This is a genomic window from Xanthomarina gelatinilytica (genome assembly GCF_000348685.1).
Taxonomy (GTDB): domain Bacteria; phylum Bacteroidota; class Bacteroidia; order Flavobacteriales; family Flavobacteriaceae; genus Xanthomarina; species Xanthomarina gelatinilytica.
Map to the genome: position 1 here is coordinate 786,584 of NZ_ANLA01000004.1, position 24,827 is coordinate 811,410.

Genomic DNA, 24,827 nt, shown 5'->3' on the forward strand with positions numbered 1-24,827 from the left:
AAATGGGTTTTAAATTAAATAGCAACAACTCCTTTAATATGTGGATGATGTTGATAATTTTCCAAAGTGAAATCTTCAAATTTAAAATCGAAAATATCTTTTACCTCTGGGTTGATTTTCATTTTAGGCAGAGGTTTAGGGTCCCTCGATAATTGCAATTCCAATTGCTCCAAATGATTGTTGTAAATATGGGCATCTCCAAAGGTGTGAATAAACTCGCCAGCTTGGTAACCACAAACCTGAGCCATCATCATGGTTAATAAGGCGTAAGATGCAATGTTGAATGGCACTCCCAAAAAAATGTCTGCACTGCGTTGATATAGTTGGCAAGATAATTTGCCATCTGCTACATAATACTGAAAAAACGCATGGCAAGGAGGAAGCGCTGCTTTTCCATTGGCAACATTTTCACTAAAGGTTTTGGAGGTGTCTGGTAAAACCGATGGGTTCCAAGCAGAAACCAGCATGCGTCTGCTATTTGGATTTGTTTTTAAAGTATTTACTATGTCCTTAATTTGATCGATCTCATCGTTGTTCCAGTTTCTCCATTGATGGCCATAAACAGGGCCTAAATCGCCATGCTCGTCTGCCCATTCGTTCCAAATACGCACGCCATTTTCTGTAAGATATTGAATGTTTGTGTCTCCTTTTAAAAACCAAAGCAATTCATGAACAATGGATTTTAAATGAAGTTTTTTGGTGGTAACCATTGGGAAGCCTTCGCTTAAATCGAAGCGCATTTGGTAACCAAACACACTTTTTGTTCCAGTTCCTGTTCGGTCTCCCTTTTCATTTCCGTTTTCCAAAACGTGTTTTACTAGGTCTAAATATTGTTTCATGTTCACTTCCTTTGAAAGCAGGAATCTTTTTTAATTATACTGAAATTTTCAAAAAATAAAAATAGAAAAAAGCCTCTAATCAAAAGAATTGAAGCTCGATTATATATTAAAAGTTATTAACTAATGTTTTACGTGCAATAGGATTGATTTATCTGCGGCCATTTGATACTAACCAATGATCATTCCAGCTATTGTTGCAGAAATTAATGAGGCTATGGTTCCACCTATAAGTGCTTTCATACCAAACTCTGACAAGACTTTTCGTTGTCCAGGTGCCAAGGAGCCTATGCCACCAATTTGGATGCCTATAGAGGCAAAATTGGCAAAACCACACAACATGTAAGTTGCCATAATAATGGATTTGTTATAGTTTAAATGCACTGCATTGGCAACATTTTTTAAATCGGCCAATTGGATATAACCAACAAATTCACTGGCAGCCAATTTAATGCCCAATAATTGTCCCATCATCATAATATCTTCGCTTGCCACTCCAATCAACCACATTAAAGGAGCAAATATGGTTCCTAAAATAGCCTCTAACGAAAGAGCTGGATAAGGTGTGTTTGCTGCCATCCAGGTGTTGATGGTAGAAAAATCCCCTATCCACCCTAAAATACCATTTATCATGGCAATAAATGCTACAAACACCAATAACATGGCTCCAACATTTACAGCCAACCTTAAGCCTTCTGTAGTTCCATTTGCTATGGCATCTAAGATGTTTGAGCCTATTTTTTCTGAAGATACTTCAACTTCGGTATTAATTTCTTCGGTTTGAGGATATAGAATTTTAGAAATCACGATAGCTCCAGGAGCAGCCATCACAGATGCCGCTAACAAATGTTTTGCATATACCAATCTTAAAGCAGGATCGTCTCCACCTAGAAACCCAATGTATGCAGCAAGTACAGCTCCCGCAACGGTTGCCATGCCTCCAATCATCACCAAGAGCATTTCACTTTTGGTCATTTTTTCCAAATAGGCTTTTATTAAAAGTGGTGCTTCTGTTTGGCCTAAAAAGATGTTTCCAGCCACACTTAAACTTTCAGCTCCAGAAATTTTTAAGAGCTTGGTTAACAACATGGCCATTAACTTCACTACTTTTTGAATAATGCCTAGATAGAATAAAACCGAGGTCAGTGCCGAAAAGAAAATAATGGTTGGCAACACTTGGAATGCAAATATAAATCCAAAGGTGTCCATATCCACTACCAAACCTTCAAACAGGAATTTACTGCCAGCCCTTGTAAAATCCAAAATGCTGATAAAAACCCCATCAATGGACTCAAACGCACTTTGTATAAACGGAACTTTTAGTACACCAATGGCAATTAAAAGTTGAAAAGCCAAACCAATACCTACTGTTTTCCAGTTAATGGCTTTTCGGTTGGAACTGAACAAAAAGGCAATGAATATCAAAGAAATCATTCCTAAAAGGCCTCTCCAGAGACTGTTAAAGGAAAAACCTTCACTTGGTTTAATGCTGTCTTCTGTGTTTACTGCAACAGCTTCGTTAAAGGATGTTTTGGCACTGGAGAAATAAAAGGTCTTATGGTTTTCCTTAAACACCAAAGTGGAGTCTGTAAGTTCGTTAATCCTGTACCTTTTTACGGAATCGAAGGGTTTGTTGTAATAAAAAACCAATAGGTTGTTTTGGTAGATATAATCTCCAGAAGCTTTAAGGGAGTCTGCACTTACCGAGAATCTAAAGAAACCTTGTTGCAGTTCTAAGCCATCAGTGTTTTTTTTAACTTCCAATTGATTACCAGCTTGATCTTGAATGTTTTCAAGTTGCCATTTTTTTTCAATTTCCTGAGCGAATAAGGTTGATGTAATTCCGAAAAAAATAGCTGTAATTGCTAGTAATATTTGTTTCATTTGTTGGGAAGAATTAGTTATCGCTTTGAAATTTCATCACGAATTTTAGCAGCTTTTTCGTAGTCTTCGTTTGCTACAGCTTCATCTAAAAGGGTGTGCAGTTCGTCCAGGGTTTTGTTTTTGTAAACATCTTTAGCAGAACTGGACTCCAGCTCTTCAGCAATAAAATCGTCAACCAAAACACTGTCGTCTTGAGATTCATCGTCGTTTTTTGGGTTCACCTTTAAATAAATCCCAGCTTTGTCCAAAATGTTTTTGTAGGTAAAAATAGGTGCATTAAAACGAAGAGCCAAGGCAATGGCATCACTGGTTCTGGCATCTATAATTTCTTCTATTTTATCCCTTTCGCAAATAAGACTGGAATAAAATACACCATCTACCAATTTATGGATAATAACCTGCTTGACGACAATATCAAAACGGTCTGCAAAATTTTTAAATAGGTCGTGCGTTAAGGGTCTAGGAGGTCTTATTTCTTTTTCTAGAGCAATAGCAATGGATTGCGCTTCGAAGGCTCCAATAACTATAGGTAATTTACGGTCGCCATCTACTTCGTTTAGAATGAGCGCATAAGCGCCATTTTGGGTTTGACTGTAAGATATTCCTTTGATATTAAGACGTACTAAACTCATATATTTTTAAAACACAAAGAACTGTTTAAATTAGGACTTTACCAACTGCTTAAAAGCATATTTGATGATTTTGTTAAACTACATTCCCAAAATCTGAGCTGTTATGGATAGTAAATACATTATTTAAACAGTTCTTTTTAACAATACAAGTTAAAAAAAATATTTATTGCTGTGCTTTAAAAGCTTTTAATTTTTCGATTAATTTTGGCACCACTTCAAAAGCATCACCAACAATTCCGTAATCTGCAGCTTTAAAGAAAGGTGCTTCAGGATCTGTATTGATAACCACTTTTACTTTACTGGCATTAATACCGGCAAGATGTTGAATGGCTCCAGAAATACCAATGGCAATATACAAGTTGGCAGCTACAGGTTTCCCGGTTTGCCCAACGTGTTCGCTATGAGGTCTCCAGCCTAAATCACTTACGGGTTTTGAGCAAGCAGTTGCGGCTCCTAATACGTCTGCTAGTTCTTCAACCATTCCCCAGTTTTCAGGTCCTTTAAGACCACGACCACCAGACACAACAATTTCTGCATCTGCTATGGTTACTTGTCCTGTAACTTTATCAACAGATTCTACTTTAATTCCTAAATCTGGAACGGATGGTGAAAAATCTTCTGCAGAGGCACTTCCTGAATTTTCTTTTACCCCAAAGGCATTCTTGGATACGCCAACTATTTTTACATCTGTGTTTATAGCTGTCATATTAAATGCTTTGTTGGTAAATGCTGTGCGTTTTACTGTGAATGGCGACGTACTTGAAGGCGCCTCAACCACGTTGGAAGCGTAACCAGCATCTAAATCAATGGCTAAAAGAGGTGCTAAATACTTACTATCTGCACTGGAACTTACTATAATGACCTTGGTGCCTTCTTTTTTTGCTGCTTGAGCAATGGCACTGGCATAAGCCTTGGCATTGAAAGTCTCTAATTGCGAATTGTTAACTTTTAAAACCTTGTCTACTCCATAGTTTCCTAAAACAGAAGTGTCTTCGGCATTAAAAGTAATGGCGGTAACGGTTGTTCCCATTTGGTCTGCAACGGTTTTTGCATAAGAAGCAACTTCTAAAGCTGTTTTTTTAAAGGTTCCTTTATCGGATTCTGTATATACTAAAACTGACATAATTTTTTTAAATTTTGAATTCCAAAAACTATACTCCAAAAAGACTTGTTGGAATTGGGATTTTGAAAATTGAGATTTATATTACCTTAGCTTCGTTATGAAGTAAGTTCACTAATTCTTCCACATTATCTGGGTCTATTAATTTGATAGCGCCTTTTGGAGCAGGCTTTTCAAATTTTACAGATGCCGTTTCTGTATTGGCATCAACAGGTTCAACCACTTTTAAAGGTTTTTGTCTGGCCATCATGATCCCTCTCATATTTGGAATACGCAAGTCGCTTTCTTCTACCAAGCCTTTTTGGCCACCTATAACTAAAGGTAAAGAGGTAGAGACAGTTTCTTTTCCACCATCAATTTCCCTAACAGCTTTGACATTTGTTCCTTCTACCTCCAGACTAATGCAGTTTGTTACAAAATTTGCTTTTATTAAACCAGCCAGCATGCCTGGAACCATACCTCCATTATAATCAATGGATTCACGTCCTGCAATCACTAAATCGTAACCACCATCTTGAACCACCTTAGCTAGTTGTTGTGCCACGGCAAAACCATCAGTTGCAGCAGTATTCACTCTAATGGCTGCATCTGCTCCTATGGCCAAAGCTTTACGTAAGGTTGGTTCTGTTTCTGGACCACCAACATTCACAACATCTACACTGGCTCCTTGTTTTTCCTTGAACCACATGGCACGAGTTAAACCAAATTCATCATTGGGATTGATTACAAACTGTACGCCTGTGGTATCAAATTTTGTGTCTCCTTCTGTAAAATTAATTTTTGAAGTCGTATCAGGTACATGACTAATACATACTAATATTTTCATATTGTTTTTATTTAAATATGTGTAATTCTTTTGAGGTTACGAAGTTAATTATTTTATTCAGAATATTTACTATGCATGCATAGTAAATTTATTGAAAATTTCAGATTAATAGAGCAATTTATTCTTGAGCCAAAAGTTTAGTGTTCTTTTTATTAAGTTAAACTTTCGTGTAATTTCTTAAAGATTTATAATTTCATAAATTATACCTTTTAAAAATATATTATTTTCTTATCAATAATTCTTACTTTTGCCTTTCGTAATAAAGTAATAGAAATGAAAACAATTCAATTTAGGGAAGCCATTGCCGAAGCCATGAGCGAAGAAATGCGTAGAGATGAAAGCATTTACTTAATGGGTGAGGAAGTAGCGGAATATAATGGAGCCTACAAAGCTAGTAAAGGCATGCTTGATGAATTTGGTCCAAAACGTGTTATAGATACGCCAATTGCTGAGCTTGGTTTTGCTGGTATAGCCATTGGTTCTACCATGACAGGTTGCAGACCCATTGTAGAATATATGACTTTTAACTTCTCGTTGGTTGGGATTGATCAAATTATAAACAATGCAGCAAAAATTAGACAAATGTCTGGTGGGCAATTTAAATGTCCTATCGTGTTTCGTGGACCAACAGCTTCTGCTGGACAATTAGCTGCAACGCATTCTCAAGCTTTTGAAAGTTGGTTTGCTAATACGCCAGGTTTAAAAGTGGTCGTGCCATCCAATCCATATGATGCCAAAGGGCTTTTAAAATCGGCCATACGCGATGACGATCCTGTTATTTTTATGGAAAGTGAACAAATGTATGGAGATAAAGGCGAAGTACCTGAAGGTGAGTATACCATTCCATTGGGAGTTGCCGATGTAAAACGCGAAGGTACAGATGTTACCATTGTCTCCTTTGGAAAAATTATCAAGGAAGCCTATAAAGCAGCAGATGAATTGGAAAAAGAAGGCATTTCCTGTGAGATAATCGATTTAAGAACGGTTCGTCCATTGGACAAAGAAGTAATAATTGCATCAGTTAAAAAAACAAACCGTTTGGTGGTTTTGGAAGAAGCTTGGCCATTTGGAAACGTGTCTACCGAGATTACCTATATCATTCAATCGGAAGCCTTCGATTATCTGGATGCACCAATCATTAAAATAAATACGGCAGACACACCTGCACCTTATTCTCCAGTGTTATTGGAAGAATGGTTGCCTAATAGCAACGATGTGGTAAAAGCTGTTAAAAAAGTACTATATAAATAAAATTTTACTATTTTAGTTTAGATTGACTTCATTGGCAATATTGTTGATGAAGTTTTTTTGTTAATATGAAATTTAAGTTACTCGCTATATTTTTATTCTCTAGCATCAACTTTTTGTTTGCCCAAACAAAAGTGAGTGGTCATGTTTTTGACGAAAACAATGAGCCAGTAGCTTATGCCAATATTATTTTTAAAAACTCTTCCGAAGGCACCATTACAGACGAAAACGGTACTTTTTATTTGGAATCTTCAGAAACCTGGAACACTTTAATTGTGTCTTTTGTAGGTTACGAAACCATAGAGTATCCTCTTGATAAAAAAGTAAATTACAATTTAAAATTTGTCATTTTGGAAGCAGCTTCAGCTTTAAACGAAGTGGTTATTGTAGCAGGAAAACAGTCTAAAAAAGCAGAAGAAAATCCAGCTATTGCCATTATGCAAAAAATTTGGGAACATAAACGAAAGAATGGTCTCAGACAATTTAACCAATACGCTTACGATAGATACGAAAAAGTAGAGTTTGACCTCAATACCATTGACAGTGCCTTAATACAAAGCAACCTGTTTAAAGGAATGGAATTTATATTTAAACATGTGGACACTTCAAACGTTACAGGAAAAACCTATTTGCCCATTTTTGTTAATGAAGAAGTGGCTAAAGTCTATGGAGATAATATTCTTAAAAAAGAAAAGGTAGAACTAAAAGGGAATAAAAATTCCGGTTTTAGCAACAACCAATCCATTATAGACTTTATTAAAGACCTGTATTCAGAATATGATGTGTATGATAATTACCTAAAGTTTTTCGATAAAAGCTTTGTAAGTCCAATTTCTACTACAGGAATCAACACTTACAATTATGTGTTGGCAGATAGTGCTTATATAGATAACAAGTGGTGTTATAATATAATTTATTATCCAAGACGTAAAAACGAGTTGACTTTTAAAGGCGATTTTTGGGTGGCAGATACAACTTTTGCCATTAAAAACATTAACATGCAAGCCTCAAAAAGTGCTAACATAAACTGGGTAAAGGAAATTTATATCGAGCAGGAGTTTGAAGTTTTAAACGATTCGGTGTTTTTGGTGAAACGCGATTACTTTATGTCCGATTTTACATTTAATAAAAAAGAAAAGTCAAGGGGTATTTACGGAAAACGCACAACACTTTACGATAATTATGTGTTTAATGAAGTAAAAGACGAAAAATTCTATAAAGATGAGGTTTTTGACTATAATAAAGACGCCTATAATCGAGAAGATGCTTTTTGGGACCAAAACCGAATGGAACCTTTAAGCAAGGATGAAAAAGGGGTCTACAAGATGTTGGATACCTTGAAAACCGTTGGAAAATTTAAACGACTCTATAATTTGGGTAGTATTTTGGCTTCGGGTTATATAGAAATAGATAGGTGGAATATGGATTATGGCCCTATTTTTTCCAGTTTTGGTTATAATGATGTGGAAGGCTTGCGTTTAAGGGCTGGAGGAAGAACCTATTTTGGGCCAAACGATTTATGGCGTTTACAGGGTTTTGTGGCTTATGGACTTAAAGATGATAAATTTAAATATGGTTTCTCGGCAAAATGGTTGCTCAATCAAAAAAACCGACTCATAATTTCTGCAGGACATAGACGTGACATTGAACAAATAGGAGCTAGCTTAACCACCTCAACAGATGTATTGGGTAGGAGTTTGGCATCAAATGCCTTGTTTACAACAGCTCCAAACGATAAACTTTCCAACATTAAATTAACGGCTTTGGCCATTGAAATGGAGCCCATAAAAAATGTGCTATTTAGATTGGGTGGAGACTATAGAATCCTGTCTTCGGCCTCAGATGCCTTTAGTCTGGATTATGTGGACCCAGAGTCACCAACAGGTATTTCATCCGATTTGAAACAATTTGAAAGCACGTTTGCTGTGTCTTATTTTCCTGGGAGAAAAATGACAGGTCATGGTGTTGAACGTTTAAACGCAAACGACACCTATGCTTCTATTTTTGCGCAATTTAGCTTAGGGGATAAGCATATTTTCAAAAGCGATTTTAACTATACCAAAATACAGTTGTCTTATATTCAACCTTGGCAATTGGGAGGCATTGGAAGGTTAAGGTCTACTTTGGAAGCAGGTAAAACCTTTGGAACCGTTCCTTTGGGCTTATTAAGTGTGGTGCCCGGAAACCAATCGTACTTTTCCATTTACAAATCGTTTTCTCAATTAAACTACTACGAGTTTGTTACAGATACTTATGCAGCCATGCATTTAGAACACAACTTCAATGGACGATTGTTTTCCAGGATTCCGTTGTTGAGAAAGCTAAATTGGCGAGAGATTATTGGGTTTCGTGCCGTTTGGGGAGATTTAGACCAGAAAAATATAGATATAAGTGCGCCATCAAATATTCCTTTAATTGCTCCTACAGACGAAATTTATTACGAATACAGTGTTGGTATTGGTAATATCTTTAGGATTTTTAGAATAGATTTTAACTTTAGGGGCAATTATTTCAACAACCCTGGAGCTAGAGATTTTGGAATTACCGGAAGCTTCGGGTTTCAGTTTTAATACAAGGTTTGTTTTTTCAATTTTATAATTACAGGAACTATATGTTCGTTTAACAATTTGGTGGTTTGTTTATGCGATTCCATGCCACCATGGTAAAAAGTGCTTGTTAAAACAACCATTAGATTCAATTTATGAAAAACGACTATTTTGTTTCTACCAGTTACACTCATAAAACAGGCCTCTACATGAGTGTCATTTCCAAACAAAAACGATAAATTGAACACACAAAAAAGTCAAATCTATTTTAGTTGCCCAAAACCAAAGACTTACCTATCTTTGCAGCCCTCTAAATTTGAGGTGACGATTTATAAAAAACAATCTTTAATTAAAGAATAAAAGAATATAAAAAATCCCAGTACCAGGGAACTAAAACAAGTTTTTATGACAAGCAAAGGAAAATTAACGTTTGATGTTTTAATTGAAATACCAAAAGGAAGTAGAAACAAATATGAATATGATTTCGATTTAAAGAAAATCCGTTTCGACAGAATGTTGTTTTCATCCATGATGTATCCAGCCGATTACGGGTTTGTTCCGGAAACATTGGCTTTAGACGGAGACCCTTTGGATGTTTTGGTGTTAGGAGGTGAGCCAACTTTTCCAATGTGTGTGGTTGAGGTAAAACCCATAGGTGTATTTCACATGGCAGATGAAAAAGGACCGGATGAAAAGGTGATTTGTGTGCCAGTTTCCGATCCAATTTGGAACAACTTAAACGATTTGTCTGATATGAACCCACATCAAATAAAAGAAATTGAACATTTCTTCCAAGTATATAAAGACCTTGAAAAAAAGAAAGTGGACGTTGGTGGATGGGGAAATGCCGAAGAAGCTTACGATATCCTGAACAAATGCGTGAAACGCTACGAAACGAGCGAGCATAAAACCAATGGCGATTTTACCATTTAATAACAACAATTTTTAAAAATGCAAACCCTTATCACTTTAGCTGTATAAGGGTTTTTTAATGTTAGGGTATTTTGTTACATTTGCTGCTGCTAAAAACTAATCAAATAATAAAATAATATGGGATCAATGATGATTTATATGCCAATTGCAATGGCACTTTTAGGATTAATCTATATGATTGTAAAGAAATCTTGGGTGATGAAACAAGATGCTGGAGACGGCAAAATGAAAGAAATTTCAGATCATATATATGAAGGTGCTTTGGCATTCTTAAATGCCGAATATAGACTTCTGGCGATTTTTGTAGTTATAGTAAGTGTGGCTTTGGCAGCTGTTTCTTTTATTGTGCCAACAACGCACTGGCTTATAGTAATCGCTTTTATTTTCGGAGCTTTCTTCTCGGCTTTTGCAGGGAACATTGGTATGAAAATAGCAACTAAAACCAACGTAAGAACGACCCAAGCTGCCAGAACCAGTTTGCCAAACGCACTAAAAATATCGTTTGGTGGTGGAACGGTTATGGGACTAGGGGTTGCTGGCTTGGCAGTTCTAGGATTAACCTTATTCTTTATCATCTTTTTCTGGGTGTTTATGGATAGTGCTTGGACAAATACCATGGATATGACCATTGTTCTTGAAACATTGGCAGGTTTCTCTTTAGGAGCTGAATCCATTGCTTTATTTGCTCGAGTTGGTGGTGGTATATATACCAAAGCTGCCGATGTTGGTGCCGATTTGGTAGGGAAAGTTGAAGCTGGAATTCCTGAAGACGACCCTAGAAATCCTGCAACCATTGCAGATAACGTTGGAGATAATGTTGGGGATGTTGCCGGAATGGGAGCCGATTTATTTGGATCTTACGTTGCAACAGTGCTAGCTGCCATGGTTCTTGGAAACTATGTGATAAAGGATATGGGAGGAATGATAGACGATGCCTTTGGTGGTATTGGTCCTATTTTATTGCCTATGGCAATAGCAGGAGCAGGAATTATTATTTCTGTAATTGGTACTATGTTGGTAAAAATTAAATCTAACGACGCCAAAGAAGCTCAAGTTATGGGAGCCTTGAATGTTGGTAACTGGACATCTATAGGATTGGTCGCTATTTCATGTTTTGCTTTAGTTACTTGGATGTTGCCAGAAACTATGAAAATGAATTTCTTTGGAGAAGGACTTCAAGAAATTTCATCCATGAGAGTGTTTTACGCCACTTTAGTTGGATTGGTTGTAGGGGCTTTAATTTCTTCCATTACTGAATATTATACAGGTTTGGGTAAAAAACCTATCTTAAAAATTGTACAACAATCCAGTACTGGAGCAGGAACCAATATTATTGCAGGTTTGGCAACAGGTATGATTTCTACATTTTCTTCTGTATTATTGTTTGCTCTTGCAATTTGGGCCTCTTATGCTTTTGCTGGATTTTATGGTGTGGCTTTGGCTGCTTCTGCCATGATGGCAACAACTGCCATGCAATTGGCCATTGATGCTTTCGGACCTATTTCCGATAATGCAGGTGGAATTGCCGAAATGAGTGAGCAAGACCCAATTGTAAGAGAACGTACAGATATTTTAGACTCTGTTGGTAATACAACTGCAGCTACAGGAAAAGGGTTTGCTATTGCTTCAGCAGCTTTAACCTCCTTAGCTTTATTTGCTGCTTATGTAACCTTTACAGGTATTGATGGTATTAACATCTTTAAAGCACCTGTTTTAGCCATGTTGTTTGTTGGAGGTATGGTTCCTGTGGTTTTTTCAGCTTTGGCTATGAATGCCGTTGGAAAAGCAGCCATGCAAATGGTACATGAGGTAAGACGTCAGTTTAGAGATATACCAGGTATTATGGAAGGTACAGGAAAGCCACAATACGATAAATGTGTGGAAATATCTACTCAAGCATCATTAAAAGAAATGATGTTACCTGGATTATTGACCATTGGATTTCCTATAATTATAGCTTTTGTACCAATGATTTTTGGAATGAACAATATGGCTATTGCCGAAATGCTAGGTGGTTATATGGCTGGTGTAACTGTTTCTGGAGTGCTTTGGGCTATTTTCCAAAACAATGCTGGTGGTGCCTGGGACAACGCTAAAAAATCGTTTGAAGCCGGTGTCATGATCAATGGTGAAATGACCTATAAGGGCTCTGAAGCTCATAAAGCTGCAGTAACTGGAGATACGGTTGGAGATCCTTTTAAAGATACTTCTGGACCATCTATGAACATTCTAATTAAATTAACGTGTTTAATAGGATTGGTAATTGCGCCTATTTTAGGAGGTCACGCCATTACTGAAGAGGTGTCTATGACTGAGATAGAAAGTAGTATTATGAAAGAAGATACTAAAAAAGTATATGTGGAATTTGAAGTTGAAAGTGACGATCTTGCAACAGCTGTGGTAAGTGTAACAGAATTCCAAAATGGAGAGAACAAAGTTGAAGAATATGTTATATCTGGTACTTTTAATGAAGTTAACGCTAAAGTTGAAAGATTGAAAAAGGGAGCATCCTCCATAAAAGTAAAATCTAATAGGGCAGAACTTGAGGAAGAGTTTTCTGTAGAGGTTAGAAAATAAAAATTTACTTATTAGATAATAAAAAAACCACGCATCTTGCGTGGTTTTTTTATAGTAGTAAATAAAGCTTCAGATTAAAACAAGCCATTTATTTCTGCATCAATTTTATTGATAATGCTTCCTAAATCTTCAGGATTGGCAACAAAATCCAGGTTGTCCACATCTATAATCAGTAAATTCCCTTTGTCATAGCCATGTATCCAAGCTTCGTAGCGTTCGTTAAGCCTGCTTAAATAATCAATGCTTATGGAATTTTCGTAATCACGACCTCTTTTATGTATTTGTGAGACTAAATTCGAAATTGAACTACGTAAGTAAATCAATAAATCTGGACCTTGGACAAAAGACTCCATTAAATCAAACAAGGAACGGTAATTTTCAAAATCACGATTGGTCATCAAACCCATAGCGTGTAAGTTTGGGGCAAAAATATGGGCATCTTCATAAATGGTCCTATCCTGTATAATATCCTTGCCACTTTCACGAATCTGTGCCACTTGACGAAACCTGCTGTTCAAGAAATAGACTTGTAGGTTAAAACTCCAACGTTCCATCTGGTTGTAAAAATCATCCAGATAGGGATTGTCTACCACATCTTCTAGTTGAGATTCCCATTTGTAATGTTTAGCAAGTAATTTAGTAAGTGTGGTTTTACCAGCACCAATGTTTCCGGCTATTGCAACATGCATAATTATTTATTGTTTAGTTGGAATTTGTGTAAATTTTTAGAGTCGTAAATATACACCGTTTCGTTGGTTACTAAAAACTGTTTTGTTAACAATTCCGGTGTTTTGATTAATTGGAAACTTGTTTCTTTTTCATTGAAATAATAAAGCTGCAGTTCTTTCACTAAAAAAATGGCATCATTACTTTCAACCAAAGCCGTAAAACCATCATTTTTTACCTTATAAACCAAGCTCCCAAAATAATTGTATTTGTAAAGATATTTCTCGGTTAAAAGCCAAGCATAATTGTAATTGCTTTTTAGGTCTAAAGCTTTAGACTCTATGGGTAAGGTCGTGGCCCTGGTTTTGTTTGTTTTGTAATCAAATAATTCCAATTGTTGGATGTCTTCATTAAAAACCCAAAGCGCATTATCGTTTGCAGTAGAAAGTAGTGAAACGTTCTTGTAATACTCCATTGTGTTGAAATCTATTTTTAAAATTTCGGCAAACCTATTGTCCAATATATAAGCAGCATTAAAATCTTCGTAAAAAACAGGAATTTTTAATGGATTGAAACTATTTGCTGAAGTAATTTTGCCAAACTGTACATTGCTGTAGGAGTAATGGTTCTTGTCTTCTATTTTGTAAAGTGTGTTCTTTTTTGTAAAATAAATCGTTCCAAAGTTATCAATACCAATTAATGTATCTGCTTCAAAAGGGATCTTGGAAACGAACGTGGTTTCAATTGACTCTTGTCCGAAAATGGGAAAAGAAATAAAAAGTAAAATATAAAAGACTGTTTTCATTGCGAACTGAAATGTACAAAATTCCATTTAGTTTAATGCTAAAAATTTATTCAGGGTGTTATTTGAACAACATGATCCTCATTTTATAAATTCTTTTTGGAATGAAAAGACAAAGTGTGGAAAAAATTGTAATTTGTATTGTCAAAACAATCAACCTTAATAGATATGATAAAGACTATAAAACTATTTTTTGCAATTGCATTTTTTGCAATTGGTATTAATCTTCAAGCACAAGAACAAGATCCTGTTGTAAAAAACATTCTTGATGAAGCTACAAACAATTCGCAATTAGAAATTTTAGCGCACGAGTTACTGGATGTCATTGGTCCAAGATTGGTAGGGACACCACAAATGCAGCAAGCTCATGATTGGGCTGTGGATACCTATTCCAGATGGGGTATTTCTGCTAGAAATGAACAATGGGGAGAATGGAAAGCATGGGAAAGAGGCATCACACATATAGATATGTTGCAGCCAAGGGTACAGACCCTAGATGGTATGCAATTGGCTTGGAACCCAAGTACGGGACCAAAAGGTGTTACAGCTGAGGTGGTTACCATTCCCACTGTAAAAGATTCATTGGATTTTCAGCGATGGATGAAAACCATTAAAGGAAAATTTGTATTGGCATCCATGTATCAAATTACAGGTAGGCCAGATTACAATTGGGAAGAGTTTGCTACCCAAGCGTCTTTTGAAAAGATGAAGCAAGAAAGGGATTCTTTAGAAAATGCTTGGAGAGCCAATATGGAACGTACTGGCTATGGCAGAAGGGAAATTCATCAGGCACTGGAAGAAGCAGGAGCAGCAGGCATCATTACTTCTTATTGGTCCAAAGGATTTGGATCCAATAAGATATTTAGTGCCAGAACCAAAACAATTCCAACGATTGACATAGAGTTGGAAGATTATACCATGCTTTATAGACTTGCAGAATATGGTAATAAACCTATTGTTAAAATAGTGGCAGAATCTAAAGACTTGGGTGTTGCTCCAACTTATAATACGCTTGCAGAAATTAAAGGGACTGAGAAACCAGATGAGTATGTGGTACTTTCTGCACATTTTGATTCTTGGGATGGAGGCACTGGAGCCACAGATAATGGAACAGGCACTTTAGTCATGATGGAGGCCATGCGTATCCTTAAAAAAGTATATCCAAATCCAAAACGAACTATTTTGGTTGGACATTGGGGAAGCGAAGAACAAGGTTTAAATGGTTCCAGGGCTTTTGTGGAAGACCATCCAGAGATAGTAAAGAACACACAAGCCATGTTTAATCAGGATAATGGAACTGGTCGTGTTGTGAACCTTTCTGGGGCTGGGTTTTTACATTCCTATGAATATTTGTCCAGATGGTTAGAAGCAGTGCCAAAAGATATTACAAAACATATTGAAACTCATTTCCCGGGTTCTCCAAGTGGAGGAGGCTCTGATAATGCTTCGTTTTTAGCAGCAGGAGCACCAGCTTTTAATTTAAGTTCTTTAAGTTGGTCTTATTGGAATTATACCTGGCATACCAATAGGGATACGTATGATAAAATTGTTTTCGACGATGTAAGGAGCAATGCCATTTTAACTGCCATTTTGGTGTATATGGCTTGCGAAGATCCAAACAGAACTTCAACAGAAAAAATTGTTTTACCAGTAGATTCTAGAACAGGAGAGCAACGTACTTGGCCAGAACCACGTTCGCCAGAACGTAGAGGAGGTTTGGATTAATAATTAACGGATTGTTTTTTGTGACAAGTCGCGACTTGTCACTACTTGTGTTATTGTATTTTATTTTTTTATTATAATTATAAAAATTATAATATATTTGCCGACGGTTTTGGGGAGATACTCAAGCGGCCAACGAGGGCAGACTGTAAATCTGCTGACTATGTCTTCGCAGGTTCGAATCCTGCTCTCCCCACGAATAAATACTAAAAGCAAGCAAAACATAAAGCTTGCTTTTTTGTTTTGTGTTTTTTTGTATTTTCAAAGCGTCGCTTTGCAGGATCAACGGAGTTAATCCTTCTTTTACTCACAAGCATATTTATAAAATGGCATTAAGTAAAACAGGATTTCTCAATATGTATGTTTTTTTAAGTTTTCTAATTTGTAGAAAAAACGCTGCCTTCCATACACTATCCATGGAGTATCTATGGAGTATCCATACTTGAAGCATATATAATGACAGAACCTAAAATGCCCAACTGATTTACCATGAATGTTACACTCAATTATAAAAGTTTAATAAAGACACTGAGTTTTTGTAGGAAAAAACGCTGACTTCCATAGGAAAGGTATAGGAAAGGTATGGGAAAGCTATTGGGAAGCTATTGGAAAAGCATAATTAATTGTCCTTGACCTGTACTAAAACAACTATACAGGTTATTGCATACATTTTATAAAGGATATAAAGGGTGTTAAGTAAGATTAAAGAGGTTCATTTTTTTTATAAAATATCAAATCAAAAAAAGCTCCATAATCATGTTATGGAGCTTTTAATGTTTTAGAATCTGGAAAAGGTTTTATAACCCAAAAGCAGCTTTTACCTGATCTACATAATCCAGTTTTTCCCAAGTAAATAATTCTACTTCTACTTTTTTCTTTCTTCCGTTTATCTGCTCAAAAGTTTTAGTAATAGTTTCATTTTTTCTTCCCATATGGCCATATGCTGCCGTTTCGCTATACATTGGCTGACGTAATTTTAAACGCTCTTCAATGGCCGCTGGGCGCATGTCAAAAATTTCAGTTACTTTTTCTGCAATCTCGCTATCTGTTAAATTAAACTCACAAGTTCCAAAAGTGTTTATATAAATAGAAGTAGGTTCAGCAACACCAATGGCGTAACTTACCTGTACCAATACTTCTTCGCAAACACCTGCTGCTACTAAGTTTTTAGCAATATGTCTGGTAGCGTAAGCAGCACTTCTATCTACTTTACTTGGATCTTTTCCTGAGAAAGCTCCTCCACCATGAGCCCCTTTGCCTCCATAGGTGTCTACAATAATCTTGCGTCCTGTTAAGCCTGTATCACCATGAGGTCCACCAATAACGAATTTCCCTGTTGGATTAATATGGTATTTTATATTATCTGTAAATAGAGCCTGTATGTTTTCAGGTAACTTGGCAACCACCCGAGGTATAAGAATGTCTACTATGTCTTTTCTAATTTTTGCCAGCATGGCTTCATCGGCAGCAAGATTGTCTTTTTTAGAATTGGATTTTGGTTTAACAAAATCGTCGTGCTGTGTTGAAATTACTATGGCATCAATTCGTTGAGGCACATTATCGTCGCTGTACTCAATAGTTACCTGACTTTTAGAATCTGGACGTAAGTAGGTAATGTCTTTGTTTTCCCTTCGTAAATCAGCCAGTTCAATAAGGATTCTGTGTGCTAAATCCAATGCTAGAGGCATGTAATTTTCGGTTTCACTTGTGGCATAGCCAAACATCATACCTTGGTCTCCTGCACCTTGCTCTTCTTTGCTGGCTCTATCTACACCACGATTAATGTCTTCGGATTGCTCGTGTATGGCAGAAAACACACCACAGGAATTGCCATCAAACATGTAAGCACTTTTGGTATAACCAATTTTGTTTATGGTATCCCTGGCAATTTTTTGCACATCCAAATAGGTGTTGGATTTTACTTCTCCAGCTAGCACTACCTGACCTGTAGTAACAAGGGTTTCGCAAGCAACCTTCGAGTCTTTGTCGAAAGCTAAAAAGTTATCGATTAAAGCATCGCTAATTTGGTCTGCTACTTTATCTGGATGTCCTTCAGAAACACTTTCAGAAGTAAATAAATAAGACATATAAATAGGTTTTTTATAATTTATAATTACGAAAAAATGTGATTGCAATAGTTGCTAGAGGAGTAGAATGTTACTGCTTTAGCATTTTTTTAATGAGGTTGCAATCAGACAAATTTTTCCTCTTGATATATGAAATGCAAATGTAGAAAAATTAAATGGATAGCAAATTATTTTCAAATTTTTATAACAAATAATTTGGAATTTCAATTTTTCTAATGCAATATTTGTACTCACAAAGTTCAAATACTTACTGAAATGTTATCAAGAAAGGTGGAGGGATTAGACCCTATGAAGCCTTAGCAACCCTTTGTTTTGCAAAGAAGGTGCTACATTCTACTTAATGTACGATTCATGTATCGACACATTGGATAGATAACTAAAACGAAATTTCACATCTGAAATCTCGTCAATTTCTTTTTAACATTTTTCTATTAGGTACGCTTCTTAAGAAGCTTATTTGTCCCGATGGTTATCGGGATTGGTTTAATCATTTATTATTAACTCAAAAAAATTAGAAAAATGAGTGCAACAAACATTATCCATTCCATTCCTAGCGATCCGTTAACAGGCGCTATTTCAGTACCAGTGTACCAAACATCCACATTTGTTCAGGAAGCTCCCGGACTAAACAAAGGTTTCGATTACGCCCGAAGCAACAACCCAACCCGTAAAGTTTTGGAAGACGTTGTGGCGCAATTGGAAGGAGGTCATTCTGCCTTTGCTTTTGCAACGGGTTTGGCAGCCATAGATGCTGTTTTAAAATTGTTGTCTGCTGGCGATGAGATTATTGCAGTAGATAATATTTACGGTGGCGCATACCGTTTATTTACCCATGTGTACGAAAAATTAGGTATTAAAGTGCATTATGTAGATACTACAGATGCCGAAAATGTTGCCAATGTTATCAGCAGTAAGACCAAATTGGTTTGGATTGAATCTCCAACCAATCCAACCCTTAAAGTGTCGGATATTCAGGAAATAACCAAAATCGCAAAAAGTGTCAATGCGCTTTTGGTTGTTGATAACACTTTTGCCAGTCCTATTGCCCAAAAACCTATTGTCTTAGGGGCAGATATTATTATCCATAGTGCCACGAAATATATTGGTGGTCATTCCGATTTGGTTGCAGGTTTAGTTGTAACAAAGACAAAGGAATTATCAGAAAAATTAAAATTTATTCAAAATGCTTCTGGGGGTATTTTAGGGCCTTGGGATTGTTTTTTAACCATTCGTGGAATAGAAACCTTGGAGCTTCGTTATAGAAAACAATGCGACAATGCCTTTGCTGTGGCAGTATTTTTGGCAAATCATGAAGCTGTAGAAAACGTTTATTTCCCTGGTTTGGTATCACATAAAAACCATGATGTGGCTAAGCGTCAACAAAATGGTTTGTTTGGAGGTATTGTATCCTTTACTTTAAAAGAAGACACCCAAGAGGCAGCCAACAAATTTGTAACAAATACTACATATTTTAAATTGGCAGAAAGCCTTGGAGGTGTTAAAAGTTTGCTTTGTCATCCTCCACAAATGACCCACGCATCCATACCACGTGAAAAGCGGTTACAGTCTGGAATTAAAGACTCATTGATCCGTTTGTCTTGTGGAATTGAGGATTCAGAAGATTTAATAAATGATTTGAGTCAAGCTTTTACGACTGTTAACAAAACAAAAAAAACAGGTTATGTCAAACACTAAAACCCTAAATGTGGTTATTTTCGGTATAGGTAATGTTGGCAGCACCTTAATCAACCAAATACAAGCAGCCAAAGCCCAATTGTTATCACAACAGCAATTAAATATCCAGATTCCTATTGTAACAAACTCTACTTTGGCATTCTATAATGAATTTGGTATTGAAAATGCTTGGCATTCCAATTTTGAAAAGGCTTCAATTCCTTATAAGATTAAAGATATCGTTGACTTTGTCAAATCACACCATTTTCAAAATTTAATAGCTATAGATGCCACAGCCAGTAAAGATTTTGTTCAGAATTATGTGTCTTTAATTGAAAACGGATTTCATATCATTTCAGCAAATAAGGTAGCCAATACCTTAAGTTTTGAATTTTATGAACAATTAAGACTTACTTTAAAAAAGCACAACAAGTCTTTTTTGTACGAAACCAATGTAGGTGCAGGATTGCCTGTGATTGAAACCATAAAACGCTTGTACGATTCTGGTGAACAGATTAAAAAAATTAGAGGTGTTTTTTCTGGATCTTTAAGTTTTATATTCAATCGGTTTTCTTCTGAAAACGTCCTTTTTTCTGATATCCTAATACAGGCTAAACAATTAGGCTTAACAGAACCGGATGCAAGGGAAGATTTGTCAGGAACCGATGTGGCCAGAAAACTATTGATTTTAGCTAGGGAACTCCATATTAAAACCGAGTTGCACGATGTTCAAATAGAATCTTTGGTGCCCAAAAATCTGAATGGGAAAACTACGCTACATCAGTTTTATAGCAGACAAAAAGAATTGGATGTCCCTTTTCAGGAGCGAAAGCAAAACCTCATGGAAAATCAGGTGTTGCGTTATGTTGGGGAATTGGATGTTACTAAAAAATCACTGGAAGTCAAGTTGGTTTCAGAAGAAAAGCATTCAGCTATCGGACAATTAAAAGGAGCCGATTCGGTATTTGAAATATATTCAGAATCTTATCAAGATTTTCCCTTAGTGATACAAGGAGCAGGAGCAGGAAAACATGTGACAGCTAGAGGCCTGTTTTCAGACATTGTAAAATTATCCTCAAGTTTAAATTAACAAATAGGTGAATTCGATCGATTTTATGATTAAACATAAAATTGTTTCAATAACAACATGAGCATTATGAGTGATATAAAACAAGAAATTCAAAAACGTATTTTGGTTTTGGATGGAGCCATGGGAACCATGCTGCAACGTTATAAATTTACAGAAGAAGATTTTAGAGGCGAGCGTTTTAAAGATTACCCAACATCGCTTAAAGGCAATAACGACTTACTCTCCCTTACGCAACCTGAAGCCATTGCGGAAGTTCATAGATTGTACTTTGAAGCAGGTGCAGATATTGTGGAAACCAATACCTTTTCTGGGACTTCCATTGCCATGGCAGATTACAGCATGGAAGATTTGGTGTATGAACTCAATTTTGAATCGGCTAAAATTGCAAGAAAAGTAGCAGACCAATTTACCAAAGAAAATCCAGAAAAGCCAAGATTTGTAGCAGGAAGCATTGGTCCAACAAACAAAACCGCAAGTTTATCGCCAGATGTAAATAGACCAGAATTTCGAGCTATTACGTTTGATGAATTAAGAATTGCCTACAAACAACAAGTAGAAGCTTTAATTGATGGAGGCGTAGATGTGCTTTTAGTTGAAACTATTTTCGATACACTCAATGCCAAAGCAGCTTTGTTCGCTATTGAAGAAGTGAAAGAGGAACGTAACATCGATATTCCCATTATGGTTTCTGGAACCATAACAGATGCTTCTGGAAGAACGCTTTCTGGTCAAACCGTAGAAGCTTTTTTAACCTCTATTTCGCATGTTCCGTTGCTTAGCGTTGGATTTAATTGTGCACTTGGAGCCGAACAATTACAACCATATCTACAACGATTGTCTAACGAAACGGAGTTTTACACCTCTGCGCATCCAAATGCAGGTTTGCCAAATGCTTTTGGGGAATACGACCAGTCACCCAAAGAAATGCAAGTGTTGATTGAAAATTATTTAAAAGATGGCCTTATCAATATTATTGGAGGTTGTTGTGGCACAAATCCAGAACATATAAAAGCGATTGCTGAAGTGGCTAAAAATTATAAACCAAGATTGGTTTAGTTGTTAGTGTTTGGTGTTTAGAAAAATATAAAATATGAAAAATTATACGGAATTAGAAGTTTGGAAATTTGCAAGAGCTTTGGTGAAATCGGTTTATCAGCTTACTAAGCACTTTCCAAATACAGAATTATATAGTTTAACAAATCAGATTAATAGAAGTGTGATATCTGTACCATCAAATATTGCTGAAGGTATTGGAAGACAATCAGACAAAGAAACTATTCAATTTTTGTATATCTCAAAAGGTTCTTTGTTTGAGCTTGAAACGCAAATGTATCTTACTTTCGATTTAGAATATATTTCTGAAGACCAACTAAAAGTAATTTTAGAACAATTATCATCTTGCAAGAAATTACTAAACGGATTCATTAACTATTTCAAAAATAAATTATAGTTATGAGTGATACTAAACACCAAACATCAAACACCAAATACCAAAAGTATTTAACTCTGTCTGGTTTAGAACCTTTGGTTGTAACTCCTGAAAGCAACTTTATTAATGTTGGTGAGCGAACCAATGTAACAGGTTCTAGAAAATTTCTTCGATTAATTAAAGAAGGGGATTATAACGAAGCTTTGGAGGTTGCAAGACATCAAGTGGAAGGAGGTGCACAAATCCTTGATGTGAATATGGATGAAGGCATGCTAGATGGTAAATATGCCATGACCAAATTTTTAAACCTTATTGCATCAGAACCTGATATTGCTCGAATTCCTATTATGATTGATAGTTCCAAATGGGAGATTATTGAAGCCGGATTGAAAGTGGTTCAGGGGAAATCGGTTGTGAATTCGATTAGTTTAAAAGAAGGAGAGGCTGAATTTATTCATCATGCAAAATTGGTAAAGCGTTATGGAGCAGCTGTCATTGTCATGGCTTTTGATGAGGTTGGTCAAGCCGATACTTACCAGCGTCGCATAGATATTTGTAAACGATCTTATGATATTTTGGTTAACCGAGTTAACTTTCCACCACAAGACATTATTTTCGATCCCAATATTTTTCCTGTGGCAACAGGTATGGAAGCGCATAGGAAAAATGCTTTGGATTTTTTCATGGCTACCAAATGGATTCGGGAGAATCTACCTTATGCAAATGTGTCAGGAGGCGTAAGTAATGTGTCTTTTTCCTTTAGGGGAAATGATACAGTTCGCGAAGCCATGCACGCTTCTTTTTTATATCATGCCATTCAACACGGAATGAATTTAGGCATCGTCAATCCTGCCATGTTAGAGGTTTATGATGAGATTGATAACCAATTGTTAGAGTTGGTTGAAGATGTGTTTTTTGATAGACGTGATGATGCCACAGAACGATTGCTGGATTTTGCTGAATCAGTGCACGCAAGTCGCGTACGGACAAGTCGCGAAGGGACAAGTCGCGACTTGTCCGTACTACAAGAATGGAGAAACCATAGCCTTCAAGACAGAATCACACATGCTTTAGTAAAGGGCATCGACAACTTTATAATAGAAGATGTAGAGGAAGCACGTTTATCAGTCTCAAAGCCAATTGAAGTGATTGAAGGCCATTTAATGATAGGTATGAATGTGGTTGGAGACCTCTTTGGAAGTGGAAAAATGTTCTTACCTCAAGTAGTGAAATCGGCAAGGGTTATGAAAAAAGCAGTTGCTTATTTACAACCCTTTATTGAAGCCGAAAAGGATGGAAAAGCTTCATCGGCAGGCAAAATTTTAATGGCAACGGTAAAAGGTGATGTGCATGATATTGGAAAAAACATTGTAAGTGTGGTTTTAGGTTGTAACAATTACGAAATCATCGATTTAGGCGTCATGGTGCCACCAGAAAAAATTATTGAAGCTGCCATTGCCGAAAAGGTAGATATTATTGGTTTAAGTGGGTTGATTACACCTTCTCTGGACGAAATGGCTTATGTGTCACAAGAAATGGAAAAGAAAAATTTAGATATTCCTTTAATCATTGGAGGTGCCACCACGTCCAGAGCGCATACGTCTGTAAAAATTGCTCCAAACTATAGCGAAACTGTGGTGCATATTAACGATGCCTCCCGAGCAGTTACAGTGGTTGGGAATTTGTTGCAAAAAGACAATGGTGTTTTTAAAGAGCAAATAAAAAAAGAGTACGATGGTTTTAGAGAACAGTTTTTAAAACGAACCAAACAAAAAGAGTATCTATCCATAGCAGAAGCCAGAAAAAACAAATTTCAAATAGATTGGAATACCTCAGAAATTGTAAAACCAAAGCAATTAGGAGTTCAGATTCTTGAAGATTTCGATTTAAAAAAATTAGAAGACTTTATCGATTGGTCTCCATTTTTTAGGAGTTGGAATTTACATGGTCGTTACCCAGATATTTTGGAAGATGACGTTGTTGGAGAACAAGCCAAGGAGTTATTTAATGATGCCAAAGTTTTGCTCAATCGTATTTTCGATGAAAAACTTCTGAAAGCTAATGCTGTTTTCGGATTATTTCCAGCAAACTCAGTCAATGATGATGATATTGAAATTCAGAATTCAGAATTCAGAATTCAGAATTATAAATTCCTAACCCTTCGTCAGCAATCCAAAAAAGCAGCAGGAAAACCAAACTTGGCCTTAGCCGATTTTATCGCACCAAAAGAAACAGGAATCCAAGACTATTTGGGTTGCTTTTGTGTAAGTACAGGTTTTGGAACGGAAGAACTAGCCAAGGAATTCGAAAAGCAGCATGACGATTATAATGCCATTATGATTAAAGCCTTGGCAGATAGGTTGGCAGAAGCATTTGCAGAATATTTACATAAAGAAGTAAGAACAAATTACTGGAATTATGTGCAAGACGAAAGTTTAACAAACGAAGATTTAATTAAAGAAAATTACAAAGGCATTCGTCCGGCTCCAGGCTATCCAGCGTGTCCAGATCATTTGGAAAAAAAGACGATCTGGGAATTGTTGAAGGTAAAAGAAAACATTGGAGTTGAACTTACAGAAAGTTTGGCCATGTGGCCAGCAGCCAGTGTTAGTGGATACTATTTTGCAAATCCGGAAGCAAAATATTTTGGATTAGGTAAAATTAATCAAGATCAAGTAAAAGATTATGCCATACGAAGAGGTGTTACAGAAGCCGAAGCAGAAAAATGGTTGCGTCCTAATTTAGCAGATTAAAT

General features: G+C 36.3%; 18 protein-coding genes, 1 tRNA gene and 1 riboswitch. Of the genes, 11 read left to right on the forward strand and 8 right to left on the reverse strand.

Annotation, left to right across the window (positions count from 1 at the left end):
- Positions 1-14: 14 nt before the first annotated feature.
- The 5 genes from D778_RS04190 to D778_RS04210 all read right to left on the reverse strand — a co-directional run bounded on the left by D778_RS04190 (position 15) and on the right by D778_RS04210 (position 5,298).
- Positions 15-839: a thymidylate synthase gene (locus tag D778_RS04190; protein ID WP_007647968.1), complete on the reverse strand. Its 825-nt coding sequence runs from the start codon at positions 837-839 to the stop codon at positions 15-17.
- Positions 840-1,007: 168 nt separating this feature from the next.
- Complete coding sequence (locus D778_RS04195; RefSeq protein ID WP_007647969.1) at positions 1,008-2,720, reverse strand: NupC/NupG family nucleoside CNT transporter; 1,713 nt, start codon at positions 2,718-2,720, stop codon at positions 1,008-1,010.
- Between the two features lie 17 nt (positions 2,721-2,737).
- Positions 2,738-3,352: a bifunctional nuclease family protein gene (locus D778_RS04200; RefSeq protein WP_007647970.1), complete on the reverse strand. Its 615-nt coding sequence runs from the start codon at positions 3,350-3,352 to the stop codon at positions 2,738-2,740.
- A 163-nt stretch (positions 3,353-3,515) separates the two neighbouring features.
- A complete protein-coding gene (locus D778_RS04205) occupies positions 3,516-4,475 on the reverse strand; it encodes an electron transfer flavoprotein subunit alpha/FixB family protein (protein WP_007647975.1) in 960 nt (319 codons plus the stop codon).
- A gap of 76 nt (positions 4,476-4,551) precedes the next feature.
- Positions 4,552-5,298 (reverse strand): electron transfer flavoprotein subunit beta/FixA family protein, encoded by a 747-nt coding sequence (locus tag D778_RS04210; protein ID WP_007647977.1) that lies wholly within the window; start codon positions 5,296-5,298, stop codon positions 4,552-4,554.
- A 273-nt stretch (positions 5,299-5,571) separates the two neighbouring features.
- Between D778_RS04210 and D778_RS04215 the strand changes: the two genes are divergently transcribed.
- The 4 genes from D778_RS04215 to D778_RS04230 all read left to right on the forward strand — a co-directional run bounded on the left by D778_RS04215 (position 5,572) and on the right by D778_RS04230 (position 12,602).
- Complete coding sequence (locus D778_RS04215) at positions 5,572-6,549, forward strand: pyruvate dehydrogenase complex E1 component subunit beta (protein ID WP_007647979.1); 978 nt, start codon at positions 5,572-5,574, stop codon at positions 6,547-6,549.
- A 65-nt stretch (positions 6,550-6,614) separates the two neighbouring features.
- A complete protein-coding gene (locus D778_RS04220; protein ID WP_040491361.1) occupies positions 6,615-9,116 on the forward strand; it encodes a DUF5686 and carboxypeptidase-like regulatory domain-containing protein in 2,502 nt (833 codons plus the stop codon).
- A 381-nt stretch (positions 9,117-9,497) separates the two neighbouring features.
- On the forward strand, positions 9,498-10,025 hold the full coding sequence (locus tag D778_RS04225) for an inorganic diphosphatase (RefSeq protein ID WP_007647988.1): 528 nt from the start codon (positions 9,498-9,500) through the stop codon (positions 10,023-10,025).
- Between the two features lie 117 nt (positions 10,026-10,142).
- Positions 10,143-12,602 (forward strand): sodium-translocating pyrophosphatase, encoded by a 2,460-nt coding sequence (locus D778_RS04230; RefSeq protein WP_040491363.1) that lies wholly within the window; start codon positions 10,143-10,145, stop codon positions 12,600-12,602.
- A gap of 74 nt (positions 12,603-12,676) precedes the next feature.
- Here the strand turns inward: D778_RS04230 and D778_RS04235 are convergent, their stop codons facing one another.
- Both D778_RS04235 and D778_RS04240 read right to left on the reverse strand, forming a co-directional pair.
- Positions 12,677-13,291: a deoxynucleoside kinase gene (locus D778_RS04235; RefSeq protein ID WP_007647993.1), complete on the reverse strand. Its 615-nt coding sequence runs from the start codon at positions 13,289-13,291 to the stop codon at positions 12,677-12,679.
- A 2-nt stretch (positions 13,292-13,293) separates the two neighbouring features.
- Positions 13,294-14,073, reverse strand: a complete 780-nt coding sequence (locus D778_RS04240) for a hypothetical protein (protein WP_007647995.1) — start codon at positions 14,071-14,073, stop codon at positions 13,294-13,296.
- Between the two features lie 165 nt (positions 14,074-14,238).
- On the opposite strand from D778_RS04240, the gene D778_RS04245 reads away from it, so the two are divergent.
- Positions 14,239-15,795 carry a M20/M25/M40 family metallo-hydrolase gene (locus D778_RS04245; protein ID WP_007647997.1) on the forward strand — a complete coding sequence of 519 codons (1,557 nt, stop codon included), beginning with the start codon at positions 14,239-14,241 and terminating at the stop codon, positions 15,793-15,795.
- A 111-nt stretch (positions 15,796-15,906) separates the two neighbouring features.
- Positions 15,907-15,988 (forward strand) — tRNA-Tyr (locus tag D778_RS04250).
- Between the two features lie 601 nt (positions 15,989-16,589).
- Here D778_RS04250 and metK read toward each other — a convergent pair.
- Positions 16,590-17,879, reverse strand: a complete 1,290-nt coding sequence (gene metK / locus D778_RS04255; protein WP_007647998.1) for a methionine adenosyltransferase — start codon at positions 17,877-17,879, stop codon at positions 16,590-16,592.
- A gap of 255 nt (positions 17,880-18,134) precedes the next feature.
- Positions 18,135-18,258, forward strand: a riboswitch (SAM riboswitch).
- 140 nt (positions 18,259-18,398) lie between these two features.
- Here metK and D778_RS04260 point away from each other — a divergent pair.
- From D778_RS04260 to metH, 5 genes are all read left to right on the forward strand, one after another.
- Positions 18,399-19,574, forward strand: coding sequence for a trans-sulfuration enzyme family protein (locus D778_RS04260; protein WP_007648000.1), 1,176 nt, complete (start codon positions 18,399-18,401; stop codon positions 19,572-19,574).
- A complete protein-coding gene (locus D778_RS04265; RefSeq protein WP_007648002.1) occupies positions 19,561-20,643 on the forward strand; it encodes a homoserine dehydrogenase family protein in 1,083 nt (360 codons plus the stop codon). Before D778_RS04260 ends, D778_RS04265 begins: the two co-directional genes overlap by 14 nt.
- Before the next feature lie 66 nt (positions 20,644-20,709).
- Complete coding sequence (locus tag D778_RS04270) at positions 20,710-21,699, forward strand: homocysteine S-methyltransferase family protein (protein WP_040491459.1); 990 nt, start codon at positions 20,710-20,712, stop codon at positions 21,697-21,699.
- Between the two features lie 34 nt (positions 21,700-21,733).
- Positions 21,734-22,093 (forward strand): four helix bundle protein, encoded by a 360-nt coding sequence (locus D778_RS04275; RefSeq protein WP_007648006.1) that lies wholly within the window; start codon positions 21,734-21,736, stop codon positions 22,091-22,093.
- A 2-nt stretch (positions 22,094-22,095) separates the two neighbouring features.
- Entirely contained in the window at positions 22,096-24,825 is a 2,730-nt protein-coding gene (gene metH, locus D778_RS04280) for a methionine synthase (protein WP_007648014.1), read from the forward strand.
- Positions 24,826-24,827 lie beyond the last annotated feature (2 nt).

Coding starts and splice junctions, on each gene's coding strand:
- D778_RS04210 (WP_007647977.1), bottom strand. CDS start 5,298: ATGAAAATATTAGTATGTATTAGTCATGTACCTGATACGACTTCAAAA.
- D778_RS04265 (WP_007648002.1), top strand. CDS start 19,561: ATGTCAAACACTAAAACCCTAAATGTGGTTATTTTCGGTATAGGTAAT.
- D778_RS04195 (WP_007647969.1), bottom strand. CDS start 2,720: ATGAAACAAATATTACTAGCAATTACAGCTATTTTTTTCGGAATTACA.
- D778_RS04190 (WP_007647968.1), bottom strand. CDS start 839: ATGAAACAATATTTAGACCTAGTAAAACACGTTTTGGAAAACGGAAAT.
- D778_RS04215 (WP_007647979.1), top strand. CDS start 5,572: ATGAAAACAATTCAATTTAGGGAAGCCATTGCCGAAGCCATGAGCGAA.
- D778_RS04230 (WP_040491363.1), top strand. CDS start 10,143: ATGGGATCAATGATGATTTATATGCCAATTGCAATGGCACTTTTAGGA.
- D778_RS04275 (WP_007648006.1), top strand. CDS start 21,734: ATGAAAAATTATACGGAATTAGAAGTTTGGAAATTTGCAAGAGCTTTG.
- D778_RS04270 (WP_040491459.1), top strand. CDS start 20,710: ATGAGTGATATAAAACAAGAAATTCAAAAACGTATTTTGGTTTTGGAT.
- D778_RS04240 (WP_007647995.1), bottom strand. CDS start 14,073: ATGAAAACAGTCTTTTATATTTTACTTTTTATTTCTTTTCCCATTTTC.
- D778_RS04225 (WP_007647988.1), top strand. CDS start 9,498: ATGACAAGCAAAGGAAAATTAACGTTTGATGTTTTAATTGAAATACCA.
- D778_RS04245 (WP_007647997.1), top strand. CDS start 14,239: ATGATAAAGACTATAAAACTATTTTTTGCAATTGCATTTTTTGCAATT.
- D778_RS04220 (WP_040491361.1), top strand. CDS start 6,615: ATGAAATTTAAGTTACTCGCTATATTTTTATTCTCTAGCATCAACTTT.
- D778_RS04205 (WP_007647975.1), bottom strand. CDS start 4,475: ATGTCAGTTTTAGTATATACAGAATCCGATAAAGGAACCTTTAAAAAA.
- metK (WP_007647998.1), bottom strand. CDS start 17,879: ATGTCTTATTTATTTACTTCTGAAAGTGTTTCTGAAGGACATCCAGAT.
- D778_RS04200 (WP_007647970.1), bottom strand. CDS start 3,352: ATGAGTTTAGTACGTCTTAATATCAAAGGAATATCTTACAGTCAAACC.
- D778_RS04260 (WP_007648000.1), top strand. CDS start 18,399: ATGAGTGCAACAAACATTATCCATTCCATTCCTAGCGATCCGTTAACA.
- D778_RS04235 (WP_007647993.1), bottom strand. CDS start 13,291: ATGCATGTTGCAATAGCCGGAAACATTGGTGCTGGTAAAACCACACTT.
- metH (WP_007648014.1), top strand. CDS start 22,096: ATGAGTGATACTAAACACCAAACATCAAACACCAAATACCAAAAGTAT.